Source organism: Xanthobacter cornucopiae (assembly GCF_043195065.2).
GTDB lineage: Bacteria > Pseudomonadota > Alphaproteobacteria > Rhizobiales > Xanthobacteraceae > Xanthobacter.
Genome location: NZ_CM195531.1, coordinates 392,688 through 417,391, shown reverse-complemented (window position 1 = coordinate 417,391; position 24,704 = coordinate 392,688). Strand labels below are relative to the sequence as shown.

Here is a 24,704-nt window from a genome sequence, read left to right as displayed (position 1 = left end):
ATGTCATCGCGCAAGCACCAGGACATCCGCGACATGCTGCTGGACGCGGCGGGGCTGTCCCTCGACCGGCTGCCCATGCTGCACGTGCTGTTCGACCGCATGGCCACCACCTGCGCCGACGGATTGCGCCAGTTCGCCGCGTCCCAGGCCTATTATTCCTTCCTCAGCATCGAGAACGGCCGCATCGGCGAGGTGCTGGAGGCCTACGAGGGCATGGCCATCGCCGGCATCTTCCGCGCGCCCTCCTGGGACAGCCAGCTGATCGTCGGCTTCGACCGGGACTTCATCTTTTCCATGATCGAGGTGCTGTTCGGCTCGGACGGCTCCGAGCCGCCGGTGGAGGACGAGCGCAGCTTCACCAATATCGAAGGCCGCGTCGCCCAGCTGCTGTTCGAGCAGATGGCGAAGGCGCTGCGGGCCTCCTTCGCCATCGTCAGCGACACCACCTTCCAGTTCGAGCGGCAGGAAACCCGCATGGACTTCGCCGTCATCGGCCGGCGCAACAATCTGGCGGTGGTGGCCAAGTTCCTGCTGCAGGCGCTGAATCGCGGCGGCGAGATGTTCGTCATCATTCCGCAGTCGGCGCTCACGCCCCTGCGCCGTGCCCTGGCCCACACCACATTCTCGGAAAGCAACAATCGCGACCCGCAATGGGCGCAGAAGATTCGCCAGGAGATCAACCGCACCGAGGTCAAGCTCCGCGCGATCCTCGAGGAGCGCGAGGTGCTGCTGGGCGATGTCGCGGACTTCAAGGTGGGGCAGGTGCTGAAGCTGAACGCCACGCCGAGCAGCCGGGTGAAGCTGGAAAGCGCCGCCCAGCCGCTGTTCTGGGGCCGGCTCGGCCAGTCCGATGGCGCCTATGTGGTGCGCATCGACGAGCAGATCGAGCAGAATCAGGACTTCATCGATGATATCCTTCCCCGTTGACATCCTTCTGCTCGCGGCGCTGGTGGCCACCACCGCCACCCTGCTCGTGCTCTACCGGCGCCTCGCCCGCCTGGACCGCCTGAATACCGAATATGGGCGGGCGCTGGAGGATGCGGCGCGGGCGCTCACCGCCGCCCGCGATTCGTTCCAGACCTTCAGCACCGACGGGCGCGAGGTGCTGGCCGAGCTTTCCAAGCGCATCGACGATGCCCAAGGCGTCATCGCCGAGCTCGACGCCCGCGCCGGCACCCCCGTCAAGCCGCGTTGATCCCCTCCCCCCGCCCCGGAGCCCGCCATGCCCGACCCCAATGACAAGACCCAGTCCGCCCTCGACGACGCGCTGCTCGCCGCCGCGCGCAAGACCGACACCGAGGAGACCCTCGGCGGCACCCAGGGCTTCGAGGCGGTGAAGCGCATTCCGGTGCTGCTGCAGGTGGTGCTGGGGTCCGCCAGCATGCCGGTCTCCAGCCTGCTGAAGCTCGGCCGTGGCGCGGTGGTGCCGCTCGACCACCGGGTCGGCGAGCCGGTGGACGTGGTGGTCAACGGCCGCGTCATCGCCCGCGGCGAAGTGATGGTGGTCGAGGACGACAGCTCCCGTTTCGGCGTCTCTCTGACCGAGATCGTCGGCCCGGGCGGCACCGACGCGGCCTGACGGAGACACCCCCATGGTGATGCCGACGAACCAGGGCCAGATTCCGGGCAAATCGCGCCCCCTCCACGGCACCGACAAGGTGGCGGCGCTGCTGATGACCATGGGGGCGCCGGCGGCGAACCGCATCCTGAAGCATTTCGACCCCGATGAGATCAAGCTGGTCACGCGGTCCATCGCCCGCCTGAAGTCCATCACCTCGGCCCAGATCGAAGCCATCGTGGAGGACTTCGCCACTCAGTTCGCCTCCGGCACCAGCCTCATGGGCACCGCGGCCGACGTCGAGCGCCTGCTCTCCGGGGTGCTGCCGCCGGAGCAGATCGCCGAGATCATGGCGGAGTTGCTGGGAACGGCGAACCATTCCATCTGGGAACGCATCTCCACCGTCTCGGAAAGCATCCTCGCCACTTATATCGCCAAGGAACACCCGCAGACCGCCGCCTTGATGCTCTCGAAGGTGCGACCGGCCTGCGCCGCCAAGGTGCTGAGCTACATTCCCGAGGAACGGCGCAACGGCATCCTGCGCCGGATGCTGACGTTCAAGCCCATCGTCGATGCCACCATGCAGGTGATCGAGCGCACCGTGTACGAGGATTTCATGATGAACTTCTCGCGCAATGCCGGAGCCGACCCGCACGCCCGCATGGCCGACATCATCAACAAGATGGAGCGCGACGACATGGAGACGGTGCTTACCAGCCTCGCCGCCACGCGACCGAAGTCGGCGGAAATTCTCAAGGGCCTGCTCTTCACCTTCGACGACATCGTCAAGCTGACGCCCCGGGCGCGCACCTCGCTGTTCGACCAGGTGCCGACCGACAAGCTGGTGCTGGCCCTCAAGGGCACCGACATCGAGTTCCGCGAGATGATTCTCCAGTCCCTCGGCGCCCGCGTGCGCCGCATGGTGGAGCAGGAAATGGCCAGCAGCGAGCCGGTGCCGTCGCGGGAGGTCACGGAGGCCCGGCGCACCATCACCGACCTCGCCCTCGACATGGCCGGCCGCGGCGAGATCGAGCTCAACAGCGACAGCGATGATGAATTCTACGTGCGGTGACGCCGGCCGGCCCAGGTTCGGGCCGGCCGGCCACCCAGGGCATGCACATTCAGGCGCGAGGAGTGCCCGTTTGAAGGAACAAGACGCAACAGCGCACTGACGGGATGGGAGGACATGGCTGAGGATCAGGACAAGGAGAGTAAGACCGAGGAAGCTTCGGAGAAGAAGATCTCCGACGCCGTGGAGAAGGGCAACGTGCCGTTCTCCCGGGAAGCGACGCTGTTCGCCTCGCTCCTCGGCATACTCGCCTGCCTCACGTTCTTCGTGTCGGCGCCGGCGCGGCTGCTGACCGACGACCTCGCCCGCCTGCTCGACGACCCCGCCGGCTTCCGCCTGGAGCACGGGAGCGATGCCGTGGAACTGCTGTTCGACACGATGATGGCCGCCGGGCGATTCCTGACGCCGATGGTGATCATCCTGGCGCTCGCCGGAGTGATCGCGGCCGCGTTCCAGAACGTTCCGTCGCTGGTGCTCGAACGCATCACCCCGAAGTGGGAACGCATCTCCCCGAGTTCCGGCCTCAAGCGCTTGATGGGCATTCAGGGGCAGATCGAATTCGCCAAGTCGCTGTTCAAGCTCCTGGCGGTGGGCATCGTCGCCGGCCTCGTGCTGTACTGGGAGGAGCATCGCGTCGTGGACGCCATGCTCAGCGATCCGATGCAGCTGCCCGCCGCGGTGCTGCAGCTGGCGATGCGCCTGGTCTCGGCCGTATGCGTCGCCACCATCGTCCTGGTCGGCGCCGACCTCGTGTGGTCGCGGTTCCACTGGAAGTCGGAACTGCGCATGACCAAGCAGGAGGTGAAGGACGAGGTCAAGCAGGCCGAAGGCGACCCCTTCGTCAAGGCCCGCATGCGGGCGGTGGCCCGCCAGCGCGCGCGGCACCGCATGATGAACGCCGTGCCCAAGGCCACGGTCGTCATCGCCAATCCGACTCATTATGCTATTGCTTTGAAGTATGATCGCGATCTGGGCGGCGCTCCGCAGGTGGTGGCCAAGGGGCTCGACCTCGTCGCGCTGAAGATCCGCGAGATCGCCGAGCACAACGCCATTCCGGTCATCGAGGACCGGGCGCTGGTTCGGGCCATGTACGACGCCGTAGAAGTTGACCAATGGATTCCCAAGGAATTCTATCGCCCGGTAGCCCAAATCCTCCACTTCATTTATTCGAAGCGCTCCAATGGTTCAAAATAGTCGCCGGATCCTTCTGGACCTGAATACTCGCCCTCAACTGGAGGTGCAGGCCTTCGAGCGCGTGCTGGCGACGGCCCTGCGCAATGTCCTGGCGGAGCTGTATTTCACCGAGGCGGGCCTGCTCATCGGCTACATCAACACCGGCCAGGCCAACAATATCGAGGATATCCTGGCCTCGTCCGCGGAGCGGACCCTGAAGCCCGGGGTGCTGCGCTACGGGCGCCATGCGTTCACCCAATCCGATTGGGGCCGGCCGCCGACGGTCAGCATGAACCTCGAATTCCATCACCCCCGGCTGACCGTGTATTTCAAGGTCGTATTCGACGCGACCTCGGTGGGGCTCGCCATCGACAGCATCGATTTCCGCGCGCCGTTCGCGAACCACGCCGAGGGCATCGCCCTGCTGACCGCGGCGCTTGAGGAGTCCCGCGAACAGGCAGGCTGACCGCGGCCCTCAGCTTCGGGCAAGCCTCAGGCGGTACATGGAGAGGATGAACCTCGCGGAAACTCCCTTGAATGGGGGGCGCCCCGCGAAGACCGTCACTTCATATTGCTCCGGAGACGCTCGGAGGAGATCGCGATGCAGCCCCTCTTCCTGTTTGGACTCGCATCCAGCCACGCGCAGTGGGCATCGGTGCGCCAGACGGCCATCGCCGGCAATATCGCCAACGCCAACACGCCGGGATACAAGGCGGTGGACGCGGTGGCGTTCGACGCCGTGATGAACCAGACCCAGCTGGCCCTTACGCGCACGTCCCAGAACCATCTCCAGACCGCCACGGTGGACGTGCCGACCCGGACCCTCGCGGCGTCCGACAGCTGGGGCTCCAACAATTCCGGCAACAACGTCAGCATCGAGCAGGAGATGCTGAAAGCGGGCGAGGTGAACCGCGCCTACACTCTCGACACCTCCATCGTCCGCTCCTTCCACCGCATGCTCCTGTCGGGCCTGAAATGACGATCATCGATCCCCTGAAGGCGGCGACCAGCATCGCCAGCACCGGCCTAGAGGCCCAGTCCACCCGCATGCGGGTGGTGGCGCAGAACATCGCCAATGCCCGCTCCACCGGCTCCACGCCCGGCGCCGAGCCCTATGCGCGCAAGACCGTCCAGTTCACGGCGGAGCTCGACCGGGCCATCGGCAGCTCGCGGGTGCGGGTCAAGAACACCGGCGTCGACAACGCGCCCTTCCGGGTCGAGTATGATCCCGGCAATCCGGCGGCGGACGCCAAAGGGCAGGTTTTGATGCCGAACGTCGACCCGCTCGTGGAAATGGCCGACATGCGGGAGGCCGGGCGCAGCTACGAGGCCAATCTGCAGATGATCAAGCAAGCCAGGGCCATGGTGACTATGACCATCGACCTGCTGAGGGCATCGTCATGATCAATTCCGTCAGTTTCAACACCTCCACCGGCGGCACGTCCGGGGTGTCGCTGACCCGCAGCGACACCCACATGGAAACGTCCCAGGCGGGCCGCGTCCAGGGGAGCCAGGGGGTCGATGCCGCCGATTTCTCCAGCGTGCTGGCGCGCGTGTCGTCGGATACCGTCGACACCCTGAAGGCTGGCGAGGCGACCTCCATCATGGGCATCCATGGCCGCGCCTCGGTGCAGCAGGTGGTGGAGGCGGTGATGACGGCTGAACAGTCGCTGCAGACCGCCATCGCCGTGCGCGACAAGGTCGTCGCCGCCTACCAAGAAATCAGCCGGATGACCATCTGACGTCTCGAGGGAGCCATCATGAGAGCCCTAGCCATCGCAGCCACCGGCATGTCGGCCCAGCAGACGAACGTCGAGGTGATCGCGAACAACATCGCGAACATCAACACGACCGGCTTCAAGCGGGCCCGCGCGGAATTCACCGATCTGCTCTACCAGGCCGAGCGCGCCCAGGGCGTGCCGAACCAGGACGGAGCGGAAGCGATCCCGGAAGGCGCCCTGGTGGGTCTCGGCGTGCGTACCATCGGCATTCGCAACCTGCACGTGCAGGGCGAGCTCGCGCAGACCTCCAATCCGCTCGACGTCGCGATCAACGGGCGCGGATGGTTCCAGGTCACCAGCCCCACCGGTGAGACGCTCTACACCCGCGCCGGCAGCTTCAACCGCAGCGCCACCGGCCAGCTGGTGACCGCGGACGGCTATACCGTCAACCCGGCCATGACGCTGCCCACCAACGCCAGCTCCATCGTCATCAACGAGTCGGGGCAGGTCTACGCGCAGGTGTCCAACCAGGTGGCGCCGCAGCTGCTCGGCCAGTTGCAGATGTCCACCTTCGCCAATGATTCCGGCCTTGAGCCGCTCGGCGACAACCTCTACCGCGAAACCACCTCCTCCGGCCAGCCGGTGGAAGGCGTGGCCGGGGACATCGGGTTTGGCCGCATCGTCCAGGGCTATCTTGAGAGTTCGAATGTGGACCCGGTGAAGGAGATCACCTCCCTCATCGCTGCCCAGCGCGCCTATGAGATGAATTCGAAGGTGATCCAGGCGGCCGACGACATGTCCAAGATCGTCTCCACGGGCATTCGCTGATGCGCGCGCGTCCGGCCATGTGGCCCTGCCTCGGCTTGGCTCTGGCGCTCCTGCTGGGGGGCGCTCCGGCGGGCGCGCAGAGCATCTCGACGCTCGCGGCGCAAGCCGAGGCGGAACGCGCCGGCACGGCCACCGAGCCCCAGTCTGCCCCCGCCGCGACCCCGGGCCCCGTGGCCGCCAAGGGCGTCGAGCTCACCTTGCCGGTGCCGAATGTCACCCTTTATCCGGGTGATGCCCTGAATGCCGCGGTGCTCACCGCCCGTCCGGCGCCGCAGCATGTGGTGGAGAGCGGAACCTATGCCACCCGGACTGAGAACCTCGCGGGCAAGGTCGCCCGTCGGGTGCTGATCGCCGGCATGCCGATCCCCATGAGCGCCGTCACCGACGCGCTCATGGTCACCAAGGGAGTCGCGGCGCGGGTCCTGCTGAAGGAAGGCGGACTGCAGATCTCCGGCTATGCCATTCCGCTGGAATCTGGCGCGGCCGGCTCCATCGTCCGCCTCAAGAACATGGACAGCGGGCAGATCATCGTCGGCGAGGTGCAGGCCGATGGCACCGTCAGGATCAAGATGAGATGATGCGTCTTCTGCGTTTCGCCGTCCTCATCGCCGCCGGCCTCGTCGGACTGGGCGCGCCGACGGCGCAGGCCATGACGCGCATCAAGGACATCTCTTCCATCCAGGGCGTGCGCGACAACCTGCTGGTCGGCTATGGGCTGGTCATCGGCCTGCAGGGCACCGGCGATACCTTGCGGAATTCGCCGTTTACCGAGCAGGCCATGCAATCCATGCTCGATCGCATGGGCATCAACGTGCAGGGCATCGCGCTGCGGGCAAAGAACGTGGCGGCGGTGGCGGTCACCGCCAATCTCCCCGCCTTCGCCGCCGTCGGGTCCCGCATCGACGTGACCGTCGCCTCGCTCGGCGACGCCACGTCGCTGCGCGGCGGAACCCTTCTCGTCACCCCGCTCAACGGTGCCGACGGCATCGTCTACGCGGTCGCGCAGGGCCAGCTGGTGTCGGGCATCCAGATCACCGGGCAGGCGGAGACCTTGAGCCAGGGCGTGCCGACCGCCGGACGCATCGCCAACGGCGCGCTGGTGGAGAAGCAGGTGCCGGGCCGGCTGAGCGAGCTGCCGGAATTCTATCTCGACCTGACGAATCCGGACTTCCGCACCGCCGCCAGCATGGCGGACGTGATCAACGCCTACACCCAGGCCCGCTATGGCAAGCGCCTTGCGCGGGAGATCGACCTGCGGACGGTGCTGGTGCAGCGCCCGGCGCAGATCAATCCCGCGCGCTTTCTGGCCGAGATCGGCGACCTTCAGGTGGAGCCGGACACGCCAGCGCGGGTGGTGGTGGACCAGCGCACCGGGACGGTGGTCATCGGACGCAACGTGCAGATCTCCACCTTCGCCGTCACCCAGGGCAACCTGACCGTTCAGGTGACCGAGACGCCGGAAGTGTCGCAGCCCATGCCCTATAGCTTCGGCGAGACGGTGGTGGTGCCGCGCACCGACATCGCGGCCGAGGAGGCGGGCGGCCCCATCGGCATCGTGCGCGGCACCAGCCTGCAATCCCTCGTCAACGGGCTCAACCGCTTCGGCCTCAAGCCCACCGACATCATCTCCATCCTGCAGGCGGTAAAGACATCGGGCGCGCTGCAGGCCGAGCTGGTCTTCCAGTAGGCCAGCGTGGCGCGAAGGCGCCGCCTTCGCCCTTTCGCGGGCCGCCGGAGGCGGCTCGGGCAGAATGGTCAGCGTCGCGCAAGACAGCCTTCCTAAAACAAACTCACCCATCGGTCTGCTTCGCGCGCGGAGCGCGTCCTCTCACCATGGAGGGAGTGTATGACGAACCCCACACTGCCCACCCTGTTCACGGGGCCTTCCGGGCGTCGCGTCGGCGCCGCTGTCGCCAGGTGCGCGGCGCGGATCGCGGGCCGGGGCCTCCCACTTCTCGCCTTGGCCACGATCTTCGGGGCGTCCGGCCCCGATGCGGCGCGCGCCCAGAGCGCCCCCCAGCAGGTGGCGGTCGCCACCCGCGACGAGCAGGCCGCCCAATATTGCCGCAACATCGCCGATGCTGCCGCCGATGCCCGCTTCGCGCGGCAGAAGGAGGCGCTCGCGACCATGGAAAAAGAGATCGAGGCGCGCATCGCCCAGCTCGAGGCGAAGCGCGCCGAGTACCAGGACTGGCTCCAGCGTCGTGAGAACTTCCTGAAGAAGGCCGACGAATCCCTGGTGGCGGTCATCTCGCAGATGCGCCCCGATGCGGCCGCCGCGCAGATGGCGGCGATGAGCGAGGACATGGCCGCCGCGCTGCTGTCCAAGCTCAGCCCCCGGGTGGCCAGCTCGATCCTGAACGAATTCGAGCCCGCTCGCGCTGCTCGCCTCACCTCCACCATGGTCGGTCTCACGCGCCGCGCGCAGGAAGGCAAGCCCGGATGAATCGGCTCGCATGGACATTCGGCGCGGCATTGCTGGTGGCCGGCTGCCAGACCACGAACGACAACCTGATCACCGGCCCCACCCTCAGCCCGCTGGGGTCGGGCCTGGAGACGAATCGCGAGCCGGTCCCCGTCACCTTCCAGCAGCCTCCCGTCCGCAGCTTCCGGTCCACCTGGGACCAGAACCGTTCCGGCAGCCTCTATCGCGATTTGCGCGCCTCCAAGGTGGGCGACGTGATCCGCGTGTCCATCGTGCTTGACGACAAGGCACAGTTCGACAACGCCACCGACCGGGAGCGCAAGTCCAAGTCCAACCTGGACTTCGACACCGGAATCAGCCTCTCGGGGTTGGGGCGTGGCGCCAACGCCGGCAATGCCAACGGCAATTTCACGGTCAATTCGGACACCGAGACCAAGGGCAAGGGCACTATCGACCGCTCCGAGAAGCTACGCCTGAGCATCGCGGCGGTGGTCACCGAAGTGCTGCCCGATGGCAACCTCATCATCAGCGGCTCGCAGGAAATCAAGGTGAACTACGAGGTGCGGGTGCTGAACATCGCCGGCATCGTCAATCCCCTCGATGTCTCGTCGAGCAATATCATTCCCTATGACAAGATCGCCGAGGCGCGCATTTCCTACGGCGGACGCGGACGCCAGATGGATGTGCAGCAGCCGGCCTGGGGGCAGCGCATCTACGACGTCGTGGCCCCGTGGTGAGGATCGCTCACGGTGGCTAGCCTCCTTACCGACGCCAATCCCGCCAGCAGCCGCCGCGGCCTGATCCTCGCGGTGCTGATCCTCACCTTGATCGCCATCATCACCGGCGGGGGAATCGGCTATCAGCTGGGGCACTCGGTGAAGGCCGCCGTCGCCGCCTCAGTGGCCACGGCGGCACCGGGCAAGGCGGCAGCGCCGTTGCGCTACAGCGGCGACCTCACCATCAAGGACCTGAAACCGGTGGTGGTGAATCTCGCGGCTCCCTCCTCCACGTTTGTACGGCTTGAGGCGGCGCTGGTGTTCAAGAACGGCGCCCTTGCCAATCCCGACGTGACCGCAGCCGAGGTCCGCGAGGACATCATGGCCTACATGCGGTCGCTGTCGTTGAGCCAGCTGGAAGGACCAAGCGCCCTGCAGCACCTGCGCGAAGACCTCAACGACCGCGCCAGCACCCGCTCCCAGGGCAAGATCACGGAGCTGGTGCTGCTGTCCCTGGTGGTGCAGTGACCGGCATCCCCGCGACGCGCCTGCGGCACCTGGCGGCCGCGTTTGCCCTGCTGCTCAGCGCGGGCCTGACCTGGAGCGCTCCTGCGTTCGCCCAGGCCAACGTGCCGAGCCTCGACCAGATCCTGCCCGAGCTCAGCGGCGGCACCGCCGGCCGCATCATCCAGATGGTGGCGCTGCTGACCGTGCTGTCGGTCGCGCCGGGCCTGCTCATCATGGTGACGAGCTTCACCCGCTTCGTCATCGCCTTCTCCTTCCTGCGCTCGGGGCTCGGGCTGCAGTCGACGCCGGCGAATCTCGTGCTGGTGTCCCTGTCCCTGTTCATGACCTTTTACGTCATGGCCCCCACCTTCGATCGCGCCTGGAACGACGGCGTGATGCCGCTCACCGAGAACAAGATCACGGAACAGGAGGCGATCGAGAAGATTTCCGAGCCGTTCCGCGATTTCATGCTGAATCACGTGCGTGGCAAGGACCTGCAGCTGTTCTCGGACATCGCCGTGCGGCAGAATATCCTGCCGCCGACGCCCGCGCCCACCGCAGGCGCCCCCCCCACGTCGGTGGGCGAGCCGGAACCGCCCAAGGTCTCCATGCGGGTGCTCATCCCGGCCTTCATGATCTCGGAACTGCGGCGCGGCTTCGAAATCGGCTTTCTGATCGTGCTCCCGTTTCTCGTCATCGACCTGGTGGTTGCCACCCTGGTGATGTCCATGGGCATGATGATGATGCCCCCATCGGTGATTTCGCTGCCGTTCAAGATCCTCTTCTTCATCCTCATCGACGGCTGGAATCTGCTGGTGAGCGGTCTTGTCCGCTCGTTCTTCTGAACCGGCGGACCGCCGCCCGCCTGCCACGACCGCGCTCCGATGAGCGCGGTTTTTTTGTGCGGAGCCCTCCCGCAAGCTTGCCTCGCGCAAGCTTCGCGTGCTAATTCTCAACTCATGACAGGTTGATCGGTTCGCCCTGGCGAACCTGGGATTGGAGAAATCCACCCTCAAAGGCATGACGCCGCCCTGTTATTCCGGTGAAAATCCGGCATGTCCCCCTGCATCTTCTGTTTGTGTTACGAAGAGGGACATCATCATGACCAGCATGATCACCAACAACTCGGCGACGGTTGCTCTCCAGACGCTGCGTTCGATCAACAACCAGCTCGAGACCACCAACAACCGGGTGTCCACCGGCAAGACCGTCAACAGCGCTGCTGACGGTGCGGCCTACTGGAGCATCTCCACCACCCTGACCTCCGACAACAGCGCCCTCAGCGCCGTTACGGACGCCATGTCGCTCGACAAGAATGCCGTGGACACCACCTACAAGGGCGTGACCTCGGTTCTCGACGACCTGACGACCATCCAGAGCAAGCTGGCGTCGGCGGTGTCTTCGAGCATGTCGCGCTCCTCGCTGCAGGACGAAATCTCCGCGCTGCAGAAGAACATCAGCACGACTGCCACGAACACCGTGAGCAACGGCAACAACTGGCTGTCCGTTGACTCGAGCGCCACGTCGTTCACCGACAACCGCAACCTGCTGTCGTCCTTCTCGCGCAGCGGCGACACGGTGAGCGTCGGCACCTCCGCGCTGGATACCGGTTCCTTCCGTCTCTATGACGCCAACACCTCGAACGCCACCAGTTCGACCGTGACCAACGCTCTGGCCAACGTCGCCACCAACGCCAGCGGTAACGCCGCCGACGGCACCGCCATCACCGTGGCCGTGAGCACCGCCACCGGCGACACCGGCGGCTTCATGGACACCAAGTACACCATCCAGTACACGGACGCGGCGGGCACCGCCCAGACCGTTACTGCGTCGGTGGGCAGCCTCGACGTGTCGTCGCTGACCGACAAGGACGCGAACCTGATCGAAGCTTACACCAAGCTGGTCAACGCGACCCTGTCGCAGCTGCAGGAAGGCGGCTCGAAGCTCGGCTCGACCTCCAGCCGTCTGGAGTCTCAGCAGACCTTCGCCAAGAGCCTGATCACGCTGAACAAGTCGTCGATCGGCGCCCTGGTGGACGCCGACATGGAAGAAGAGTCCACTCGCCTGAAGGCGCTGCAGACCCAGCAGTCGCTGGCTATCCAGTCGCTCTCGATCGCGAACAGCTCTTCGCAGAACGTTCTGCAGCTCTTCCAGTGAGCCTACAGCCCCCGCGCCCAACCCTCCTGGGCGCGGGGGCTTCATAATGTCCGGCACCGTTTCGGAATCGCCGGGATTCATGCGGCTCTTCCCCCGAGCTGCATTTCGGCTGCGCCTCATTTGGAGCGCAGCCATTTTTTTACCTCCCGGCCTGCAACGCCCAGGCAAGTTTGACCGCCGAAAGTGTCCGCTGGCACATAGTCGGAGCGGCTTCGCTTCGCGTGTCCGATCCTCAGTTTGACCGCCGCGCCGGACCATCCGGCGCGAGACCGGTGTCCAAGCGTGCGAGATCAACGGATGATCGGCCAGAAGCAACTCGAACTCCTGTTGCAGAACCTGCGGGACCTCGGCGCCCGCCGGCTGGTCGCCCTGGGCCTCATCGCCCTGACGGTGGTGGGAACCATCGCGCTCGGCGTCTATTACCTTGGCCAGCCCGAGCGCGAGCCTCTCTACGCCAACCTGACCCGCGACGACGTGGCCCGCATCGGCGGCGCCCTCAAGGACGCCGGCATCCCCTTCGACGTGAACGCCGACGGCACCACGGTGCTCGTCGCCCACGCCGACACCGCCAAGGCGCGCATGCTGCTGGCGGTGAAGGGCCTGCCCCAGAGCACCAACACCGGCTACGAGCTGTTCAACGACGTCCGTTCCTTCGGCCTCACCTCCTTCATGCAGGAGGTGACCCGGGTGCGCGCCCTCGAGGGCGAGCTGGCCCGCACCATCCAGACCATGAAGGGCATCAAGGCCGCCCGCGTGCACATCGTATTGCCGGATCGGGCGGCCTTCCGCCGCGACCAGCAGCAGGCTTCGGCGTCCGTGGTGATTCGAACCGAGAATGCGGAGGACGGCTCGACCGCCCAGGCGATTCGCCGTCTGGTGTCGGCGGCGGTGCCCGGCCTGCGCCTCGACGACGTAACCGTGCTCAACACCGACGGCGCGGTGCTCTCCTCCACCGACGACGGAACCAACGCGTCCACCGGACGCAAGGTGGCCCTGCAACAGCAGGTGAACCGGGAGACCGAGGAGAAGATTCGCCGCACCCTCACGCCCTATCTCGGCCTCGGCAATTTCGAGGTGAGCGTGTCGTCGCGCCTCGACACCGACCGCGTCACCACCTCGGAAACCACCTTCGACCCCCAGTCGCGGGTGGAGCGCTCGGTTCGCGTGGTCAAGGAGCTCGGGGAAAGCCAGAACCGCACCAAGCAGCCGACCGCCACGGTTCAACAGAATATTCCCAATGCCCAGACCAACAGCCAGCCCACCACCGACACCAGCGAAAGCTCCTCGCGACGCGAGGAGCTGACCAATTTCGAGGTCTCGAGCCGCACGATCCAGACGGTGCGTGATGCCTACGTGGTCCGCGGGCTTTCCATCGCCGTGCTGGTCAACCGGGATCGCCTTGCCACGCCGGCAGGCCCCAGCACCGAAATGATTCCCATCGAGCAGCAGATCTACGAGGTCGAGCAGCTCGTCGCGTCCGCCGCCGGCTACGACAAGGACCGGGGCGACCGCCTGAAGGTCGCTGCGGTGAATTTCGCCGACAACGGTCATGCGCTGGAGCCGGTGCCGCCGCTGCCGTGGAGCGAACTGCTGCTGCGGCAGGCGGGCACCATGATCAACGCCCTCACCATCCTTGCGGTGGCGGGCCTGCTCATCTGGTTCGGTCTGCGCCCCGCGGTGCGCGCGGTGCTGTCGCGCCAGCAGGACGAGGTGGACGACGAGGTCGCCGGGCTGGAGGCCGCCATGCTGGGTGGACCGCAGGTTCCCGCCGTGACCGGCCTGCCCGGCAGCCCCGCCTTGGGCGCGCCGCCCACCATGCCAGCGCTCGAAGGCGACGGCGAGAGTGGCCCCATCAATCTCATCGAGGACCTCACCAGTCGGAAGAATCGCTCGCCGCAGAAGCGGCTTGAGCAGATCGTCGACTATGATGAGGAGCAGGCAGCCGCCATTCTGCGGCAATGGCTGCACCAAGAGGCTCGAACCTGACCATGCAACCCCTGTTGCGCTACCTCCCGCATTTTCACATCGACGGGACGCTGCGTCCGGCGGGCGGCGAGGGCCAGGGGCGGTCGCCGCCGGTCAATGGCGGGCACGCCGCGATGGACGCGGTGCATGCGGAGCCCCCGGCCCCGAAGTACAGCCAGGAAGAGGTCAGCCTTGCAGTGGCCCAGGCCACGCGGGAAGCCAAGGCCAAGGCCAAGGCGGAGCTCGCGGCCAGCGAGGCGGCGCGGCGTGAGGACGCTGAGCGCTTCGAGGCGACCATGGCCGAGCGGCTGGCCATCGCCCGGGCGGAATGGAGCGAGACCGAGGCAGAACGCCTGGCCACCGCCGTCGGCGAATCCTTCAACCTGCTGGAAAAGCGAATCGGCGATGCGCTCGGGCGCATTCTCGCTCCATTCGTAAGCCAGGCGGTGCGCGGCCGCGTGATCGAGGACGTCGGCCATGCCATCGCCGGCCTGCTCACCCAGCCGGCTCCGCCCGGCGCGCCCGATGCGGTGATCACCGTGCGCGGGCCATCGGATCTTCTGGCCGCCCTGAGGGAACGCCTCGGCGAGCCGGAGGGAATCGTCTTCAGCCCGGCAGCCGGCGCCGACATCGAGGTGACCCGATCCGACACGCTGATCGAAACCCGCCTCGGGGCATGGGCCGATCTGCTTGCCGCCGCCGGTACCGAGGACACTGACAAGGGAGGCGTCGGTGGCGGATAAGAAGGATCACGGCGACCTCATCATCATCAAGCGCTACGAGGAAGAGGAGGAGGAGCACCACTCCACCGCCTGGAAGGTTGCGCACGCGGATTTCATGACCGCGATGATGGCCTTCTTCCTCATCATGTGGCTGATCAACGTCACCGACAGCGAAACCCGCAAGGCGATCGCCAACTATTTCAATCCCGTGGACCTCGCCGCCAACATCAGCGCGGTGAAAGGGGTCAACGACCCCGAGGACGCGGTCCAGACCGGCACGTCCGCCGATGGCAAGACCACATCCAGCCTGAAAAATACGGTTGGGCACGAGAGCGGAGCCGGCGACGACCGCCAGCAGGGGGACAAGGAGCGGGCGGCGTTCCAGGATCCCTATGCCGTCCTCAAGCGCCTTGCCGGCGAGGCAGACCCCAGCCCGGGGGGCGCGCCCTCGTCCGCCGCCGGCGACCTCGGCTCCCCCGGCACCGGGGCCGGCGACGTGAACCGTGATCCCTTCGACCCCACCTATTGGCGGGCGTCGGCGGCGCAGCAGGCCCGCGCCGCCCGGGCCGATGCGCAGCGCGACGCATCGGCGCCCGCCGGACGGGACACGGCCGGGTCGAAGGGCAAGGATACCGGCGCCGCCAAGGCCACGGAAACCGCGGCCAACGGCGCCGCGGCGGCCGCGACCCCGGCCAATGCCCGGGCCCTGGAAAGCGAGCTGAAGAGCGCCCTGGCCGGCGCCATCAACGGACCGCACACGCCCAGCCTGTCCGTCCAGGCCACATCGGAAGGGCTAGTGATCGATCTCACGGACGATATCGATTACTCCATGTTCGCCGTCGGCTCCGCCATTCCGGATGGCCGCCTGGTGCGCGCCATGGAGCAGATCGCCCGCGTGCTGCAGAAACGCCCCGGCGACGTGACGATTCGCGGCCACACCGATGGCCGCCCGTTTCGCTCGGAAACCTACGACAATTGGCGGCTGTCCTCGGCACGGGCCCACATGGCGCTCTACATGCTGGTGCGCGGCGGGCTGGATGAGACGCGGGTCGTCAAGATCGAGGGCGTCGCGGATCGCAACCTGAAGAAGCCAAAGGATCCGAACGCGCCGCATAACCGCCGGATCGAGATCCTGCTCCGGGCTCCCGCACCATGAGGAGAGGCGTGGCTGTCTTCGCCCTGCTGCCGGTTCTACTGGCCGGCGCCTCCGCGCACGCCCAGTCGGAGGACCCCTGGGGCGGGCTGCGGACGCAGGGAGACATTCCGGCTGCGCAACAACGGCCCCGCCCTTCGGCGCGCCCGGCGCCCGCGAGCCGCCCGGCCGCGGCGACGACACCTGCCGAAGCGCCCGCCGAGACGCGCACGCCGCCGCCGGCCACACGCTCCACCACCCGGCCGGTTCCCCCGCCGGCGGCGGCTTCACGCGCCGCCCCGCGCCCCGCGCCACCGGCCACCCTGCCAGCCGCCGACGCCCCGCTGCCCGCCCCCCGTCCGGCCATGGCGACGCCCGCGCCCATCGCCCCGCTCCCCGCGCAAGTTCCCGCGCGAGAGAACGTGGCCGCTCCCGGCCTTGATCCGGCACGTCCGGTTCCTCCCTTCACCGCCGTTCCGATGCCCCCGCCGCAGCGGCCAGCCGCGCCAGCCGCCGCCAATGCGCCCATTTCCGCCTTCGCGCCGACCCGCACCCAGCTGCGGCCGGACCTCACGGCGCCGCCCGTCGTGGCCCCACAGCCGATCGAGGTGGCCGAGCCGGCCCTTCCCCCACCCAGCGTGCCGGCCGCCCGCCCGCAACCGGCCATCCCGGCGGCAGCGCCGCCCGCCCCCGGCGCGCCCCCGGCGGGAGCCGGCGAGCGCACGCCCGCCGACATCACCGCGGCGCCTGACCCCGCATTCGCCGCCTCGGCCATCGCCGCGCCGCGCCCTGCGGCGGGGAATACTCCAGATGCCCCGCGGCCACAGGCTCCGGCCCCGCAGCCGGCCGCCGGCGGCGGCACGTTGCGGCCGGTGGAGATGGTGCGGCGGCTGCAGCGGCTGCAGGACCGCATCGCGGCCGGCTCCGCCGATGGCGTCTCCACCCAGCGCGCCATCATCGCCGACATGGACGAGGCGTTTGCCTCAGCCGATCCCCAGATCTGGCAGGACCCCGCCAACGCGCGGGCGCTGGTCAGCTACATTCTCAGCGGCGGCTCGCCCACGGTCCTGCGCACCATCATCACCCGCGACCCGCGACCGGCCATCGACGAGAAGCTGTTGCTCGGCACCCTGCTCTATGTGGAGGGGCGCGAGGATGCCGCATTGCGGGAGCTCGGCGAGGTGGACGCGCGCAAGCTGCCCAACACCCTTGCCGGCCAGATCGCCCTGGCCCAGGCGACGCTGACCGTCCGCAACGACCCGCACAAGGCGTCGGAGCTTCTGGACCTGGCGCGGCTGGTGGTGCCGGGCACGCTGGTGGAGGAGGCCGCCCTGCGCCGCGAGGTCCTGGTGGCCGCGCAGGCCGGCGACGTGCCGGCCTTCGAGCGGCTGGCGCGCCATTATCTCTACCGCTTCAACCGCTCCGCCTACGCCGACAGCTTCCGCCAGCGCTTCGCCAATGCCCTCGCCCACATGTCGCTCGGCGACACCGCCGAAGGGCTGGACCGGGTCGACGGACTGCTGGGCGTGCTCGACGATGCCGGCCGGCGGGAAATGTACCTCCTGGTGGCACGCGCGGCGCTGGTGGAGGGCAAGACCGCTCTGGCCGCCCGCGCCGCCGAGCGCGCCCGGTCCCTGGCCGCCACCGCCAGCCGCGACGCCGAGCGGGCCCAGGTTTACCTCGGAGCCGCGCAGGCGGTGATGCCCGACCGCTTTCAGGCCGCCAGCCAGGCGCTGGGGAAAGTGGATCGCAGCCGCCTCGACGCGGCCGATTCCGCTTTGGTCGACGCCGCTCTCTCGGCGGCGGACAATCTGCGCCAAGCCGATCAATTGCCGCCGCCAGACCGGCGCGCCCCGGCGGTAGCCGGTGCGCCCGAAGATTCGAAAACTTCTCCGGTGATGTCTCGCGCTCGTGATTCACTCACCAAAATAGACGCGCTACTAAAGGCCGCGCCACGATGACCTCTCCTGCCGAACTCTCCCACGCCGCGGCAGCCGCTGCCGCCGCGAGCCGCAACACCGAGCTCCCGAAGCCGCCGGCCGATGGCCGCCAGTTTGACGAGATTTTCTCCAACCTGGCGCAATCGGCCGCCGACGGCACGGCTGCCGTCGAAGACGGCGCGACCACCGGCGAGGGCCGCGCGACCCCGGCGCGGGATGCCGCCGCCTTCGGCCTGTTGCTGCAGCGCTGGGCCAACGGCGAAGGGAACGAGGAAACGACCGGCGGCGAGACCGCGCGGCAGGCGGCGACCAAGAACAAGGCCGAAGCCTCGAGCACCGACAGTCGCGCGACCGGCCAGCCCACCGGCGACTCCACGAGCGCAAAGCGCAGCCGAACCGGCGCTGGAGGCGAAAAGGCCGCTGCCAGCACCGGCGGAACCGCGCACGCCGCCCGCACAGCGGAACAGACGGCCCACACCGCCGCCGGGCAGAAGGCCCAGACTCAGGCCGTGGGCCAAGCCCACGCCACCACCAGCGCCCAAGCCACGGCGAAGGACCAAGCCACGGCCAAGGACCAAGCCACGACCAAGGACCAAGCCACGACCAAGACCCACGCCGCCAGCCAGGCCCAGGCCCAGTCGGCCGCCGTCGAGCGCCACGCAAGCGGGAAAGCCGAGGCCGGACGGCAAGCCGCGTCCAAGGCGACCGGCACTGCAGCCGATGCCACGGCGGCCATCGACACCGCGACCCGCCGGACCGGCGCTGAAAACACCACGGCCACGTCCTCCCCCGGGGAGGCTGAACCGAAGGCCGCCACCGAGACCACTTCGGAGCCCGGCTCCAGCCCGGCCCGTGCCGAGCGCGACACACGGGCGACGGCGGCCGGCGCCCCCCCCTCCGGCACGACGCGGCAGGCCAGCTCTCCCCTCGCCGCGACGGCCCAGAGCACCCAGGCGACGGCCCAGAAGGCCGTCGCCGACGGCGGCCGGAAGGCGGCCACCACAATGGCCGGCGGCACGCTGGTCCATGGCAACACCCCCCGGCAGGCCACGGGGACGACCAGCGCCCAAGCCACGGCCAAATCCGATGCCTCCGTGCCCGGCGAGGGTCCGGTGACACCCATGGCGGATGCTGGCACCGCGACGCCGGGTGCCACCGCCGATGGCGGTGCGGCGGCCGATGCCGCCGTGCCCCAGACACCCGCCAGTCCGCGCGCGCGCGCTGGAACCGAGGCCAGCACCGCCGGACAGCGGGCGACCGCGACCCATCGGCCGGCGGCCGGCTCGGGCGCCGCGCACGCCGTCGGCGGTCCCGCCGCGACACCGGTGGCCGCCGACCCCGTGTCGACGCAGACCGAGGCCAGCGCGCCCGGAACGACCGAGGCCAGCGCCACCGACACCCGAAGCACGGACACCACGAGCGGCGGTACCGCGCCGCAGACCACCGGCGCAAAACCCCAGGCCGCTTCCGAAGCCACGGGACGCGGCACGTCGGCGCCCCAGGGGATGGCGGGCCCTGCCACGCCTCGGGCCGCAACCAGCAGCACGGTCGCTGCGTCGGAAACCACCTCGTCGCGCAATGACACGCCGGCGCATGCTGCCGATCAGCCCGCGCCCACCGCCCCCCTCGCCAGCGGCCCCGAGGCCCGCCCCCACGCGACCGCCACCGGCACGCCACCTCGACCCCATGCCGACACCGCCGTGCCGCGCCAGGACGCGCAGGCTCCGGCAGCAGCCACGGCCACTGAGACCGCGGATGCCACCACAGACACGTCGGTCCGCGATGACGGTGCCAACGCCGCCCCGGTGAAGACCGCTCCCGCGCCGCAGACGACGCCTCGGGCCGACGCGCCTCCACATTCAACCCCCGCATCGCACCCGGCGACCGCCGGTGCCACCGGGACTGGGAACACCGCGTCCCGTCCCGTGGCCGCCGATGCCCCGATCACGCCAGCCGCCCAGGCCAATGCCGCCGAGGGCACCAGCGCCCCGTCGCGCCCGGCGGTGACCGAAGCCGGGTCGAAGCCGGCCGCCCCGGCCGGTGCGCCAAGGGAGACCGAAGCCGCCGCGCCGAAGCCGACCGCCCAGGCCACGACGACGACGGACGTCACGTCTGCCCCACCGACCGCCGATGACGTGCCCCGGCCCGCCCGCCCGGCCGCCGCTGGCGGAAACACCGACACCACGCCGCGACCGGCCAGCGCCGAAACCGCATCGAAGCCGGTGGTCCCGGCCGATACCACCGTGACTGCGGATGCCACCCCGAGCCCGCAGCACGCCGACGCCGCGCCCAAGCCCGCCGTTCCGGCCGCCTCTGGCGGAAGCACCAGCACCACGCCGCGGCCAGCCAGCGCCGAAGCCGTGTCGAAGCCAGTGGTCCCGGCCGATGCCGCCGTGACTGCGGATGCCACCCCGAGCCCGCAGGACGCCGACGCCGCGCCCAAGCCCGCCGTTCCGGCCGCCGCTGGCGCAACCAGCAGCGCCAAGCCCACGCCCGAAGCCGGCGCCACCGCGCGCCCCGCGCCGGTGGACGTGGCCGAGGTGGCCGAAGCGCAGGATGCCCCCCCCAAGGACACGGCTCAGCCGACCACGGCCGAGTCCCATACCGCAGTGGCCACCGATGCCAATCCGCAGGCCTCGGACGACCAGCGCGACCGCCAGGGTTCGGCCCCCCTGACCCGCGCGAATGCCCCCGTCGGCGAAGCCCTGGCCGAGCCGGAACCGAAGATCGACATCGAACCGGACCGCATGGTGGCGGCTGGAAGCGACCGGCTGGTCGTGGCCGAACCCAAGACCGGCACGCAGGACGCCGTGCCCGTGGCCGAGCCGGTGAAGACCGCCAGCGCTCCGCAGGCCGCGCCCGAAACGCGGCCGGAGGCGACGTCCACCGCGGACGATGCCGCCGCGCCCGCAGCCGCGCTGCCCGAACAATCGGCGGGCGAGATCGTTGAACCGCATGCTCCCGCCGCCGTCCCTGCCGACGCGGCCGTCGCCAAGCCCGTGTCCGAGCCGGCGGCGAAGCCCGTGGCCAAGCCGGTGACCAACGCGGCCGAGACAAGGCCGGAGGGTGCCGCCGCGCCGGTGGAGGCTGACAGCGGTGTGCAGGCGCCCCCTCCCGACGCCTCCGCGGACGAGACCACCGCCGCCGAGCAGACGGAGCCGGCGCCGGACACCGAGCTGCAGGCCTCCGCTGAGCCTGCCGCCGACACCCCGGTCGCCCCCGCCCCGGTGCTGCCGGGCGTGATCGCATCGCTCGCCCCCATCGCCCCGCAACAGGCGCGGGCGAAGAACGATGACGCGAGCGAGCCGACCCACGCCCGGGCCGACACCGGATCCGGCGCGCACTCCGATCTGCCCCGGACCGAAGCCGCCACCGACGGGCAATCCGACCGGATTCAGGTGAACGTGTTGCATCGGGAGACCCATTTCGCGCCGGTCCGCGGGTTCGACCTGCAGGATGCGGCACGCGACGCCGAGCCGCCCCGCGCGGCAGCGGCCGCCGCCAGCGAGCCCGCGCGCGCGGAAACCACGGAAGCCCGAAGCGAACGGACTGCCGAAGTGGCGGTGGAGGAGCCCCTCGTCGCCGTGACGACGGCGGCGGCGACACCCACCACCACAGCGGCGACGGGCGGCCTCACCACCCTGCCCCTGGCCACCGCCACCCAGGTCAGCCGCGCCATCACCGAGGAGGCGGCGCGCATGCAAAGCGGGCAGCCCGCCGGGCCCAACACCACCCTCCAGGGGCCGGTGCGCATCCTGGAAATGGCCGTCACGCCGGAGGCTCTCGGGCGCGTGGTCATCCGCATGCGCCTGACCTCCACCGGCCTCGAGGTGAAGGTGAGGGCCACCGACCCGGCCACCGCCCAGATGCTCGCCCAGGATCGCGACGCCCTGGTGCGCATCCTGGAGACCAACGGCGCGAAGGTGGACAGCCTCGACATCGTGCGGAACGCGAGCAGCCCGGTGGAAGCCTCGGTGCGGCCGGCCTGGAATGCGCCGCAATCGGCCGCCACCAGCACGGAGCAGGACGGTCAGCCCCCACGCGAACAGGAGAGAAATGGCGATAATTCCCGCCAGGATTCGGCAGATGACGACGCGCAGTCTCGCAACCGGCGTTCTTCTGACACTGCTGACGGCTAGCCCCGGGGCCGCCAACAGCTTCGGCTCGATTCCCTTCCAGGGCACGCCCTTCCAAAGCGCGCCCAAGGAACCGGCGAAGGACGCGCCGAAGCCGGACGCCCCGAGAGGGGCGCCCACGGCCGCGCCGCCGCCCGAAGCCAAGGCGAAGCCGCCGGCCTCGGTCCAGAAGCCACGAAAAGGCGGACCGCCGAACATATGCGAACGCGAACTGGCGCGCGCATCGAAGAAATACAATATCCCGCTTGAGATCCTCTACGCGGTCGGCCTCACCGAAAGCGGATATGGCGGATTTCTGCAGCCTTACACCCTCTATATCGAGGGCAAGGACTACATCTCGAATAATCTCCAGGATGCACTGAAGCTGTTTCGAGAGGCGAATGCGCGCGGGGTGCAGTTGATCGACATCGGCTGCATGCAGGTAAATTATTACTGGCACAAGGAAGAGTTCAAGTCTCTGGAAGACATCTTCAACCCGCGCCTCAATGTAGAGCAGGCCGCCCGCTTCCTCCAGGAACTGCGCAAGCGCCACGGCAGCTGGACCATGGCCCTGGCCCGCTACAATGCCGGGCCGAAGAACACCGTGGGCCAGCACCGCTATGTGTGCCGGGTGATGAAGAACCTGGTGGCGGCCGGGGTCGGCGAGTGGACCGACAGTTCCAAGTCGTTCTGCGACACGCCTCCGGTGCCGCCAGCCCCCGCCGAGACTGCGACCACGCCTGCGGCAGCTCCCACAGCCAGCGAGATCAGCCCCACCTCGCTGCATTGAGACCATCGGCCCCGGTCTTCGACCGGCGCCAAGCGGGTCCGCTCAAGCGCCGCGCAGGCTTGCCCAAAGGCCCACGAGGCACCTTCACGGGCCTTTGGTACGGGGCAGAGCCGGCGCCACCGGCGACCCGACAGGCGATCCGCCCGGCCCGTGCCGGCGTGGGGCCGGAACCAGCACCCGGCGCCCCGGCCGGCGCGCCCTCCGCCCGACGACGGTCGGTCAGCGCTGCAAGGCGCGGCGCATCACCTTGCCAGACGCGGTGTGCGGCAGGTCCGAAACGAACACCCACGCCCTCGGCCGCTTGTAGTCCGCGAGGCGCCCGGCCACATGGCGGTCGAGCTCGGCGGCGTCCACCACCGCCCCCTCGCGCCGCACCACGAAGGCGGTGATGACCGAGACGTCGCCGGCCGCCGTCTCCTTGACCGCCGCTTCCGCCACCGCCGGATGCTCGGCGATGGCGCGCTCCACTTCCTCGGGCGCCACGCGATAGCCGAAGGCGTTCATCTGGTCGTCGGCGCGGCCCTCGTACCAGAGGTAGCCATCGACATCGAAATGGGCGACGTCGCCGGTCAGGAACCAGTCGCCGCGCAGGACGGCGGCGGTCTCCTCCGGCAGGCCCCAATACCCCAGCATCAGGCCGGGGTCGGAACGGTGCACGGCGATGAGGCCGCCTTCCCCCGGGGGCAAGGGTTGCTCGGCCTCGGGCCCTCCGCCGGCGAGGGGCAGCACCGCCACCCGCCGCCCGGCCTGCGGCGTGCCGGGACTGCCGGGCCGGGTGGGCACGCCGGGGCCGGAGGAGACGTAGGTGGAAATCTCGCTCATGCCCAGCGCCTCGAACAGCGGCCGGCCGGTGGCCGCCACCCATTCGGCGTGGAGCGTCGGCTTCAGCGCCTCGCCGGCGGTGAGGCCGTGGCGCAGGCTGGCGAAGCGATCCGGCGTGACAGCGGCATATTTCAGGATGCGCCGATACAGGCCGGGCACCGCCGCGAACAGGGTCGCCCCGGTCGCCTCCAGCAGGTCCGGCCAGGCCTCGGGCGGACGCTCGCCCAGGTGCACGATGGCGGTGGCGCCCACCGACCAGGGGTCCATCAGGCCGGCGCCGAGGGTGTAGGTCCAGTTGAAGGCCCCGGCGTGGAACAACCGGTCGGAGGGACGCAGGCCATACCAGCCCTCATGCATGGGGCGGCGGCCGAGCACCACCCTCTGGGCATGGGCGACCCCCTTCGGGCGACCGCTGGTGCCAGAAGTGTAGACCAGGAAGGCGAGGTCGTCGGCGGCGGTGGCGGCAAAGCCAACCGGAGCCGAGTCGCGCAGTGCCCCGATCCCGTCCGGGCCGAGCACCACTGCCGCGCCGGGATCGGTGGGCATCGCCCCGGAGCCGTCGCCGATCACCAGCCCGGCGCCGGAATCGGCCAGGATCAGGTCCACCTCCCGCGCGGTGAGCAGGGTGGAGGTGGGAATGGGCGCCAGCCCGGCGGCGATGGCGCCGAAGAACAGGATGGGAAAGGTGGAGGTATTGCCCACCCGCAGCAGCACCCGCGCGCCCGGCTCCAGGCCGAAGCCGGCGAAACCGCCAGCGGCGCGCGCCACCGCATCCGTCATGGCGCCGTAGCTCCAGGTCTCGACGATCTGCCCGCGCGGTCCCTCGGCCACCAGCAGCGCCGGCTTGTCGGGATCCGCCCCGGACCCGAGGCAATAGCGGGCAAGGTTGAAGGCCGGGCCGGAGCCGGAGGCCGCGCGGATGGCGGTGGAAACGCGTGTGGGATCGATCATGGCAGGTGTCGTGTGTCGGAAGTCGGCGCGGGTTTAGTGGCCGGATCATGGACCGCTCGCCCGCTCCGCGCCACCGCGCGGGGGCCGAGCGGCCGGGTGGCGCTGCAACGCCG

At 69.2% G+C, this 24,704-nt stretch carries 24 protein-coding genes; 23 read left to right on the top strand and 1 reads right to left on the bottom strand.

The genetic code is table 11. The features are described from left to right. From V5F53_RS01855 to V5F53_RS01745, 23 genes are all read left to right on the top strand, one after another. Positions 1-927 (top strand): flagellar motor switch protein FliM, encoded by a 927-nt coding sequence (locus V5F53_RS01855; RefSeq protein WP_393998110.1) that lies wholly within the window; start codon positions 1-3, stop codon positions 925-927. Then, positions 908-1,195, top strand: coding sequence for a hypothetical protein (locus tag V5F53_RS01850; RefSeq protein ID WP_393998111.1), 288 nt, complete (start codon positions 908-910; stop codon positions 1,193-1,195). The genes V5F53_RS01855 and V5F53_RS01850 overlap by 20 nt, the downstream gene beginning before the upstream one ends. Positions 1,196-1,222: 27 nt before the next feature. After that, the gene (gene fliN, locus V5F53_RS01845; RefSeq protein ID WP_393998112.1) at positions 1,223-1,579 is read left to right on the top strand and encodes a flagellar motor switch protein FliN; all 357 of its coding nucleotides are present in this window, start codon (positions 1,223-1,225) and stop codon (positions 1,577-1,579) included. Positions 1,580-1,592: 13 nt separating this feature from the next. After that, on the top strand, positions 1,593-2,630 hold the full coding sequence (locus V5F53_RS01840; protein WP_393998113.1) for a flagellar motor switch protein FliG: 1,038 nt from the start codon (positions 1,593-1,595) through the stop codon (positions 2,628-2,630). Positions 2,631-2,744: 114 nt separating this feature from the next. Beyond that, positions 2,745-3,821: a flagellar biosynthesis protein FlhB gene (gene flhB / locus V5F53_RS01835; protein ID WP_393998114.1), complete on the top strand. Its 1,077-nt coding sequence runs from the start codon at positions 2,745-2,747 to the stop codon at positions 3,819-3,821. After that, positions 3,808-4,266 (top strand): BspJ family T4SS effector nucleomodulin, encoded by a 459-nt coding sequence (locus V5F53_RS01830; RefSeq protein WP_393998115.1) that lies wholly within the window; start codon positions 3,808-3,810, stop codon positions 4,264-4,266. The genes flhB and V5F53_RS01830 overlap by 14 nt, the downstream gene beginning before the upstream one ends. Positions 4,267-4,401: 135 nt before the next feature. Next, the gene (gene flgB, locus V5F53_RS01825; protein ID WP_393998116.1) at positions 4,402-4,779 is read left to right on the top strand and encodes a flagellar basal body rod protein FlgB; all 378 of its coding nucleotides are present in this window, start codon (positions 4,402-4,404) and stop codon (positions 4,777-4,779) included. 5 nt (positions 4,780-4,784) lie between these two features. After that, positions 4,785-5,204 (top strand): flagellar basal body rod protein FlgC, encoded by a 420-nt coding sequence (gene flgC / locus V5F53_RS01820; RefSeq protein ID WP_393998161.1) that lies wholly within the window; start codon positions 4,785-4,787, stop codon positions 5,202-5,204. Between the two features lie 71 nt (positions 5,205-5,275). Further along, positions 5,276-5,542 (top strand): flagellar hook-basal body complex protein FliE, encoded by a 267-nt coding sequence (gene fliE, locus V5F53_RS01815; RefSeq protein WP_509213003.1) that lies wholly within the window; start codon positions 5,276-5,278, stop codon positions 5,540-5,542. Positions 5,543-5,560: 18 nt separating this feature from the next. Beyond that, the gene (flgG, locus tag V5F53_RS01810; RefSeq protein ID WP_393998118.1) at positions 5,561-6,349 is read left to right on the top strand and encodes a flagellar basal-body rod protein FlgG; all 789 of its coding nucleotides are present in this window, start codon (positions 5,561-5,563) and stop codon (positions 6,347-6,349) included. Next, positions 6,349-6,927 carry a flagellar basal body P-ring formation chaperone FlgA gene (gene flgA / locus V5F53_RS01805; RefSeq protein ID WP_393998119.1) on the top strand — a complete coding sequence of 193 codons (579 nt, stop codon included), beginning with the start codon at positions 6,349-6,351 and terminating at the stop codon, positions 6,925-6,927. The genes flgG and flgA overlap by 1 nt, the downstream gene beginning before the upstream one ends. After that, entirely contained in the window at positions 6,924-8,036 is a 1,113-nt protein-coding gene (gene flgI / locus V5F53_RS01800) for a flagellar basal body P-ring protein FlgI (protein WP_393998120.1), read from the top strand. The genes flgA and flgI overlap by 4 nt, the downstream gene beginning before the upstream one ends. A 336-nt stretch (positions 8,037-8,372) precedes the next feature. Then, positions 8,373-8,795, top strand: a complete 423-nt coding sequence (locus tag V5F53_RS01795; RefSeq protein WP_393998121.1) for a MotE family protein — start codon at positions 8,373-8,375, stop codon at positions 8,793-8,795. Further along, positions 8,792-9,511 (top strand): flagellar basal body L-ring protein FlgH, encoded by a 720-nt coding sequence (locus V5F53_RS01790; RefSeq protein ID WP_393998122.1) that lies wholly within the window; start codon positions 8,792-8,794, stop codon positions 9,509-9,511. The genes V5F53_RS01795 and V5F53_RS01790 overlap by 4 nt, the downstream gene beginning before the upstream one ends. A gap of 12 nt (positions 9,512-9,523) precedes the next feature. Continuing rightward, positions 9,524-10,018, top strand: coding sequence for a flagellar basal body-associated FliL family protein (locus V5F53_RS01785; RefSeq protein ID WP_393998123.1), 495 nt, complete (start codon positions 9,524-9,526; stop codon positions 10,016-10,018). Then, the gene (gene fliP, locus V5F53_RS01780) at positions 10,015-10,842 is read left to right on the top strand and encodes a flagellar type III secretion system pore protein FliP (RefSeq protein WP_393998124.1); all 828 of its coding nucleotides are present in this window, start codon (positions 10,015-10,017) and stop codon (positions 10,840-10,842) included. Before V5F53_RS01785 ends, fliP begins: the two co-directional genes overlap by 4 nt. A gap of 256 nt (positions 10,843-11,098) precedes the next feature. Continuing rightward, positions 11,099-12,154, top strand: coding sequence for a flagellin N-terminal helical domain-containing protein (locus V5F53_RS01775; protein WP_393998125.1), 1,056 nt, complete (start codon positions 11,099-11,101; stop codon positions 12,152-12,154). A gap of 297 nt (positions 12,155-12,451) precedes the next feature. Further along, positions 12,452-14,140: a flagellar basal-body MS-ring/collar protein FliF gene (fliF, locus tag V5F53_RS01770; protein WP_393998126.1), complete on the top strand. Its 1,689-nt coding sequence runs from the start codon at positions 12,452-12,454 to the stop codon at positions 14,138-14,140. A gap of 2 nt (positions 14,141-14,142) precedes the next feature. Next, positions 14,143-14,862 (top strand): hypothetical protein, encoded by a 720-nt coding sequence (locus tag V5F53_RS01765; RefSeq protein ID WP_393998127.1) that lies wholly within the window; start codon positions 14,143-14,145, stop codon positions 14,860-14,862. After that, a complete protein-coding gene (locus V5F53_RS01760; RefSeq protein WP_393998128.1) occupies positions 14,852-15,997 on the top strand; it encodes a flagellar motor protein MotB in 1,146 nt (381 codons plus the stop codon). The genes V5F53_RS01765 and V5F53_RS01760 overlap by 11 nt, the downstream gene beginning before the upstream one ends. A 455-nt stretch (positions 15,998-16,452) precedes the next feature. Beyond that, positions 16,453-17,934, top strand: coding sequence for a MotC family chemotaxis protein (locus V5F53_RS01755; protein ID WP_509212819.1), 1,482 nt, complete (start codon positions 16,453-16,455; stop codon positions 17,932-17,934). Then, on the top strand, positions 17,931-22,052 hold the full coding sequence (locus V5F53_RS01750; protein ID WP_509212817.1) for a flagellar hook-length control protein FliK: 4,122 nt from the start codon (positions 17,931-17,933) through the stop codon (positions 22,050-22,052). Before V5F53_RS01755 ends, V5F53_RS01750 begins: the two co-directional genes overlap by 4 nt. Beyond that, complete coding sequence (locus V5F53_RS01745) at positions 22,000-22,818, top strand: lytic transglycosylase domain-containing protein (RefSeq protein WP_393998131.1); 819 nt, start codon at positions 22,000-22,002, stop codon at positions 22,816-22,818. The genes V5F53_RS01750 and V5F53_RS01745 overlap by 53 nt, the downstream gene beginning before the upstream one ends. Positions 22,819-23,037: 219 nt before the next feature. Here the strand turns inward: V5F53_RS01745 and V5F53_RS01740 are convergent, their stop codons facing one another. Continuing rightward, positions 23,038-24,591, bottom strand: coding sequence for an acetate--CoA ligase (locus V5F53_RS01740; protein ID WP_393998132.1), 1,554 nt, complete (start codon positions 24,589-24,591; stop codon positions 23,038-23,040). Positions 24,592-24,704 lie beyond the last annotated feature (113 nt).

Coding starts and splice junctions, on each gene's coding strand:
- V5F53_RS01855 (WP_393998110.1), top strand. CDS start 1: ATGTCATCGCGCAAGCACCAGGACATCCGCGACATGCTGCTGGACGCG.
- V5F53_RS01850 (WP_393998111.1), top strand. CDS start 908: ATGATATCCTTCCCCGTTGACATCCTTCTGCTCGCGGCGCTGGTGGCC.
- fliN (WP_393998112.1), top strand. CDS start 1,223: ATGCCCGACCCCAATGACAAGACCCAGTCCGCCCTCGACGACGCGCTG.
- V5F53_RS01840 (WP_393998113.1), top strand. CDS start 1,593: ATGGTGATGCCGACGAACCAGGGCCAGATTCCGGGCAAATCGCGCCCC.
- flhB (WP_393998114.1), top strand. CDS start 2,745: ATGGCTGAGGATCAGGACAAGGAGAGTAAGACCGAGGAAGCTTCGGAG.
- V5F53_RS01830 (WP_393998115.1), top strand. CDS start 3,808: ATGGTTCAAAATAGTCGCCGGATCCTTCTGGACCTGAATACTCGCCCT.
- flgB (WP_393998116.1), top strand. CDS start 4,402: ATGCAGCCCCTCTTCCTGTTTGGACTCGCATCCAGCCACGCGCAGTGG.
- fliE (WP_509213003.1), top strand. CDS start 5,276: ATGGAAACGTCCCAGGCGGGCCGCGTCCAGGGGAGCCAGGGGGTCGAT.
- flgG (WP_393998118.1), top strand. CDS start 5,561: ATGAGAGCCCTAGCCATCGCAGCCACCGGCATGTCGGCCCAGCAGACG.
- flgA (WP_393998119.1), top strand. CDS start 6,349: ATGCGCGCGCGTCCGGCCATGTGGCCCTGCCTCGGCTTGGCTCTGGCG.
- flgI (WP_393998120.1), top strand. CDS start 6,924: ATGATGCGTCTTCTGCGTTTCGCCGTCCTCATCGCCGCCGGCCTCGTC.
- V5F53_RS01790 (WP_393998122.1), top strand. CDS start 8,792: ATGAATCGGCTCGCATGGACATTCGGCGCGGCATTGCTGGTGGCCGGC.
- V5F53_RS01775 (WP_393998125.1), top strand. CDS start 11,099: ATGACCAGCATGATCACCAACAACTCGGCGACGGTTGCTCTCCAGACG.
- fliF (WP_393998126.1), top strand. CDS start 12,452: ATGATCGGCCAGAAGCAACTCGAACTCCTGTTGCAGAACCTGCGGGAC.
- V5F53_RS01765 (WP_393998127.1), top strand. CDS start 14,143: ATGCAACCCCTGTTGCGCTACCTCCCGCATTTTCACATCGACGGGACG.
- V5F53_RS01755 (WP_509212819.1), top strand. CDS start 16,453: ATGCCCCCGCCGCAGCGGCCAGCCGCGCCAGCCGCCGCCAATGCGCCC.
- V5F53_RS01750 (WP_509212817.1), top strand. CDS start 17,931: ATGACCTCTCCTGCCGAACTCTCCCACGCCGCGGCAGCCGCTGCCGCC.
- V5F53_RS01745 (WP_393998131.1), top strand. CDS start 22,000: ATGACGACGCGCAGTCTCGCAACCGGCGTTCTTCTGACACTGCTGACG.
- V5F53_RS01740 (WP_393998132.1), bottom strand. CDS start 24,591: ATGATCGATCCCACACGCGTTTCCACCGCCATCCGCGCGGCCTCCGGC.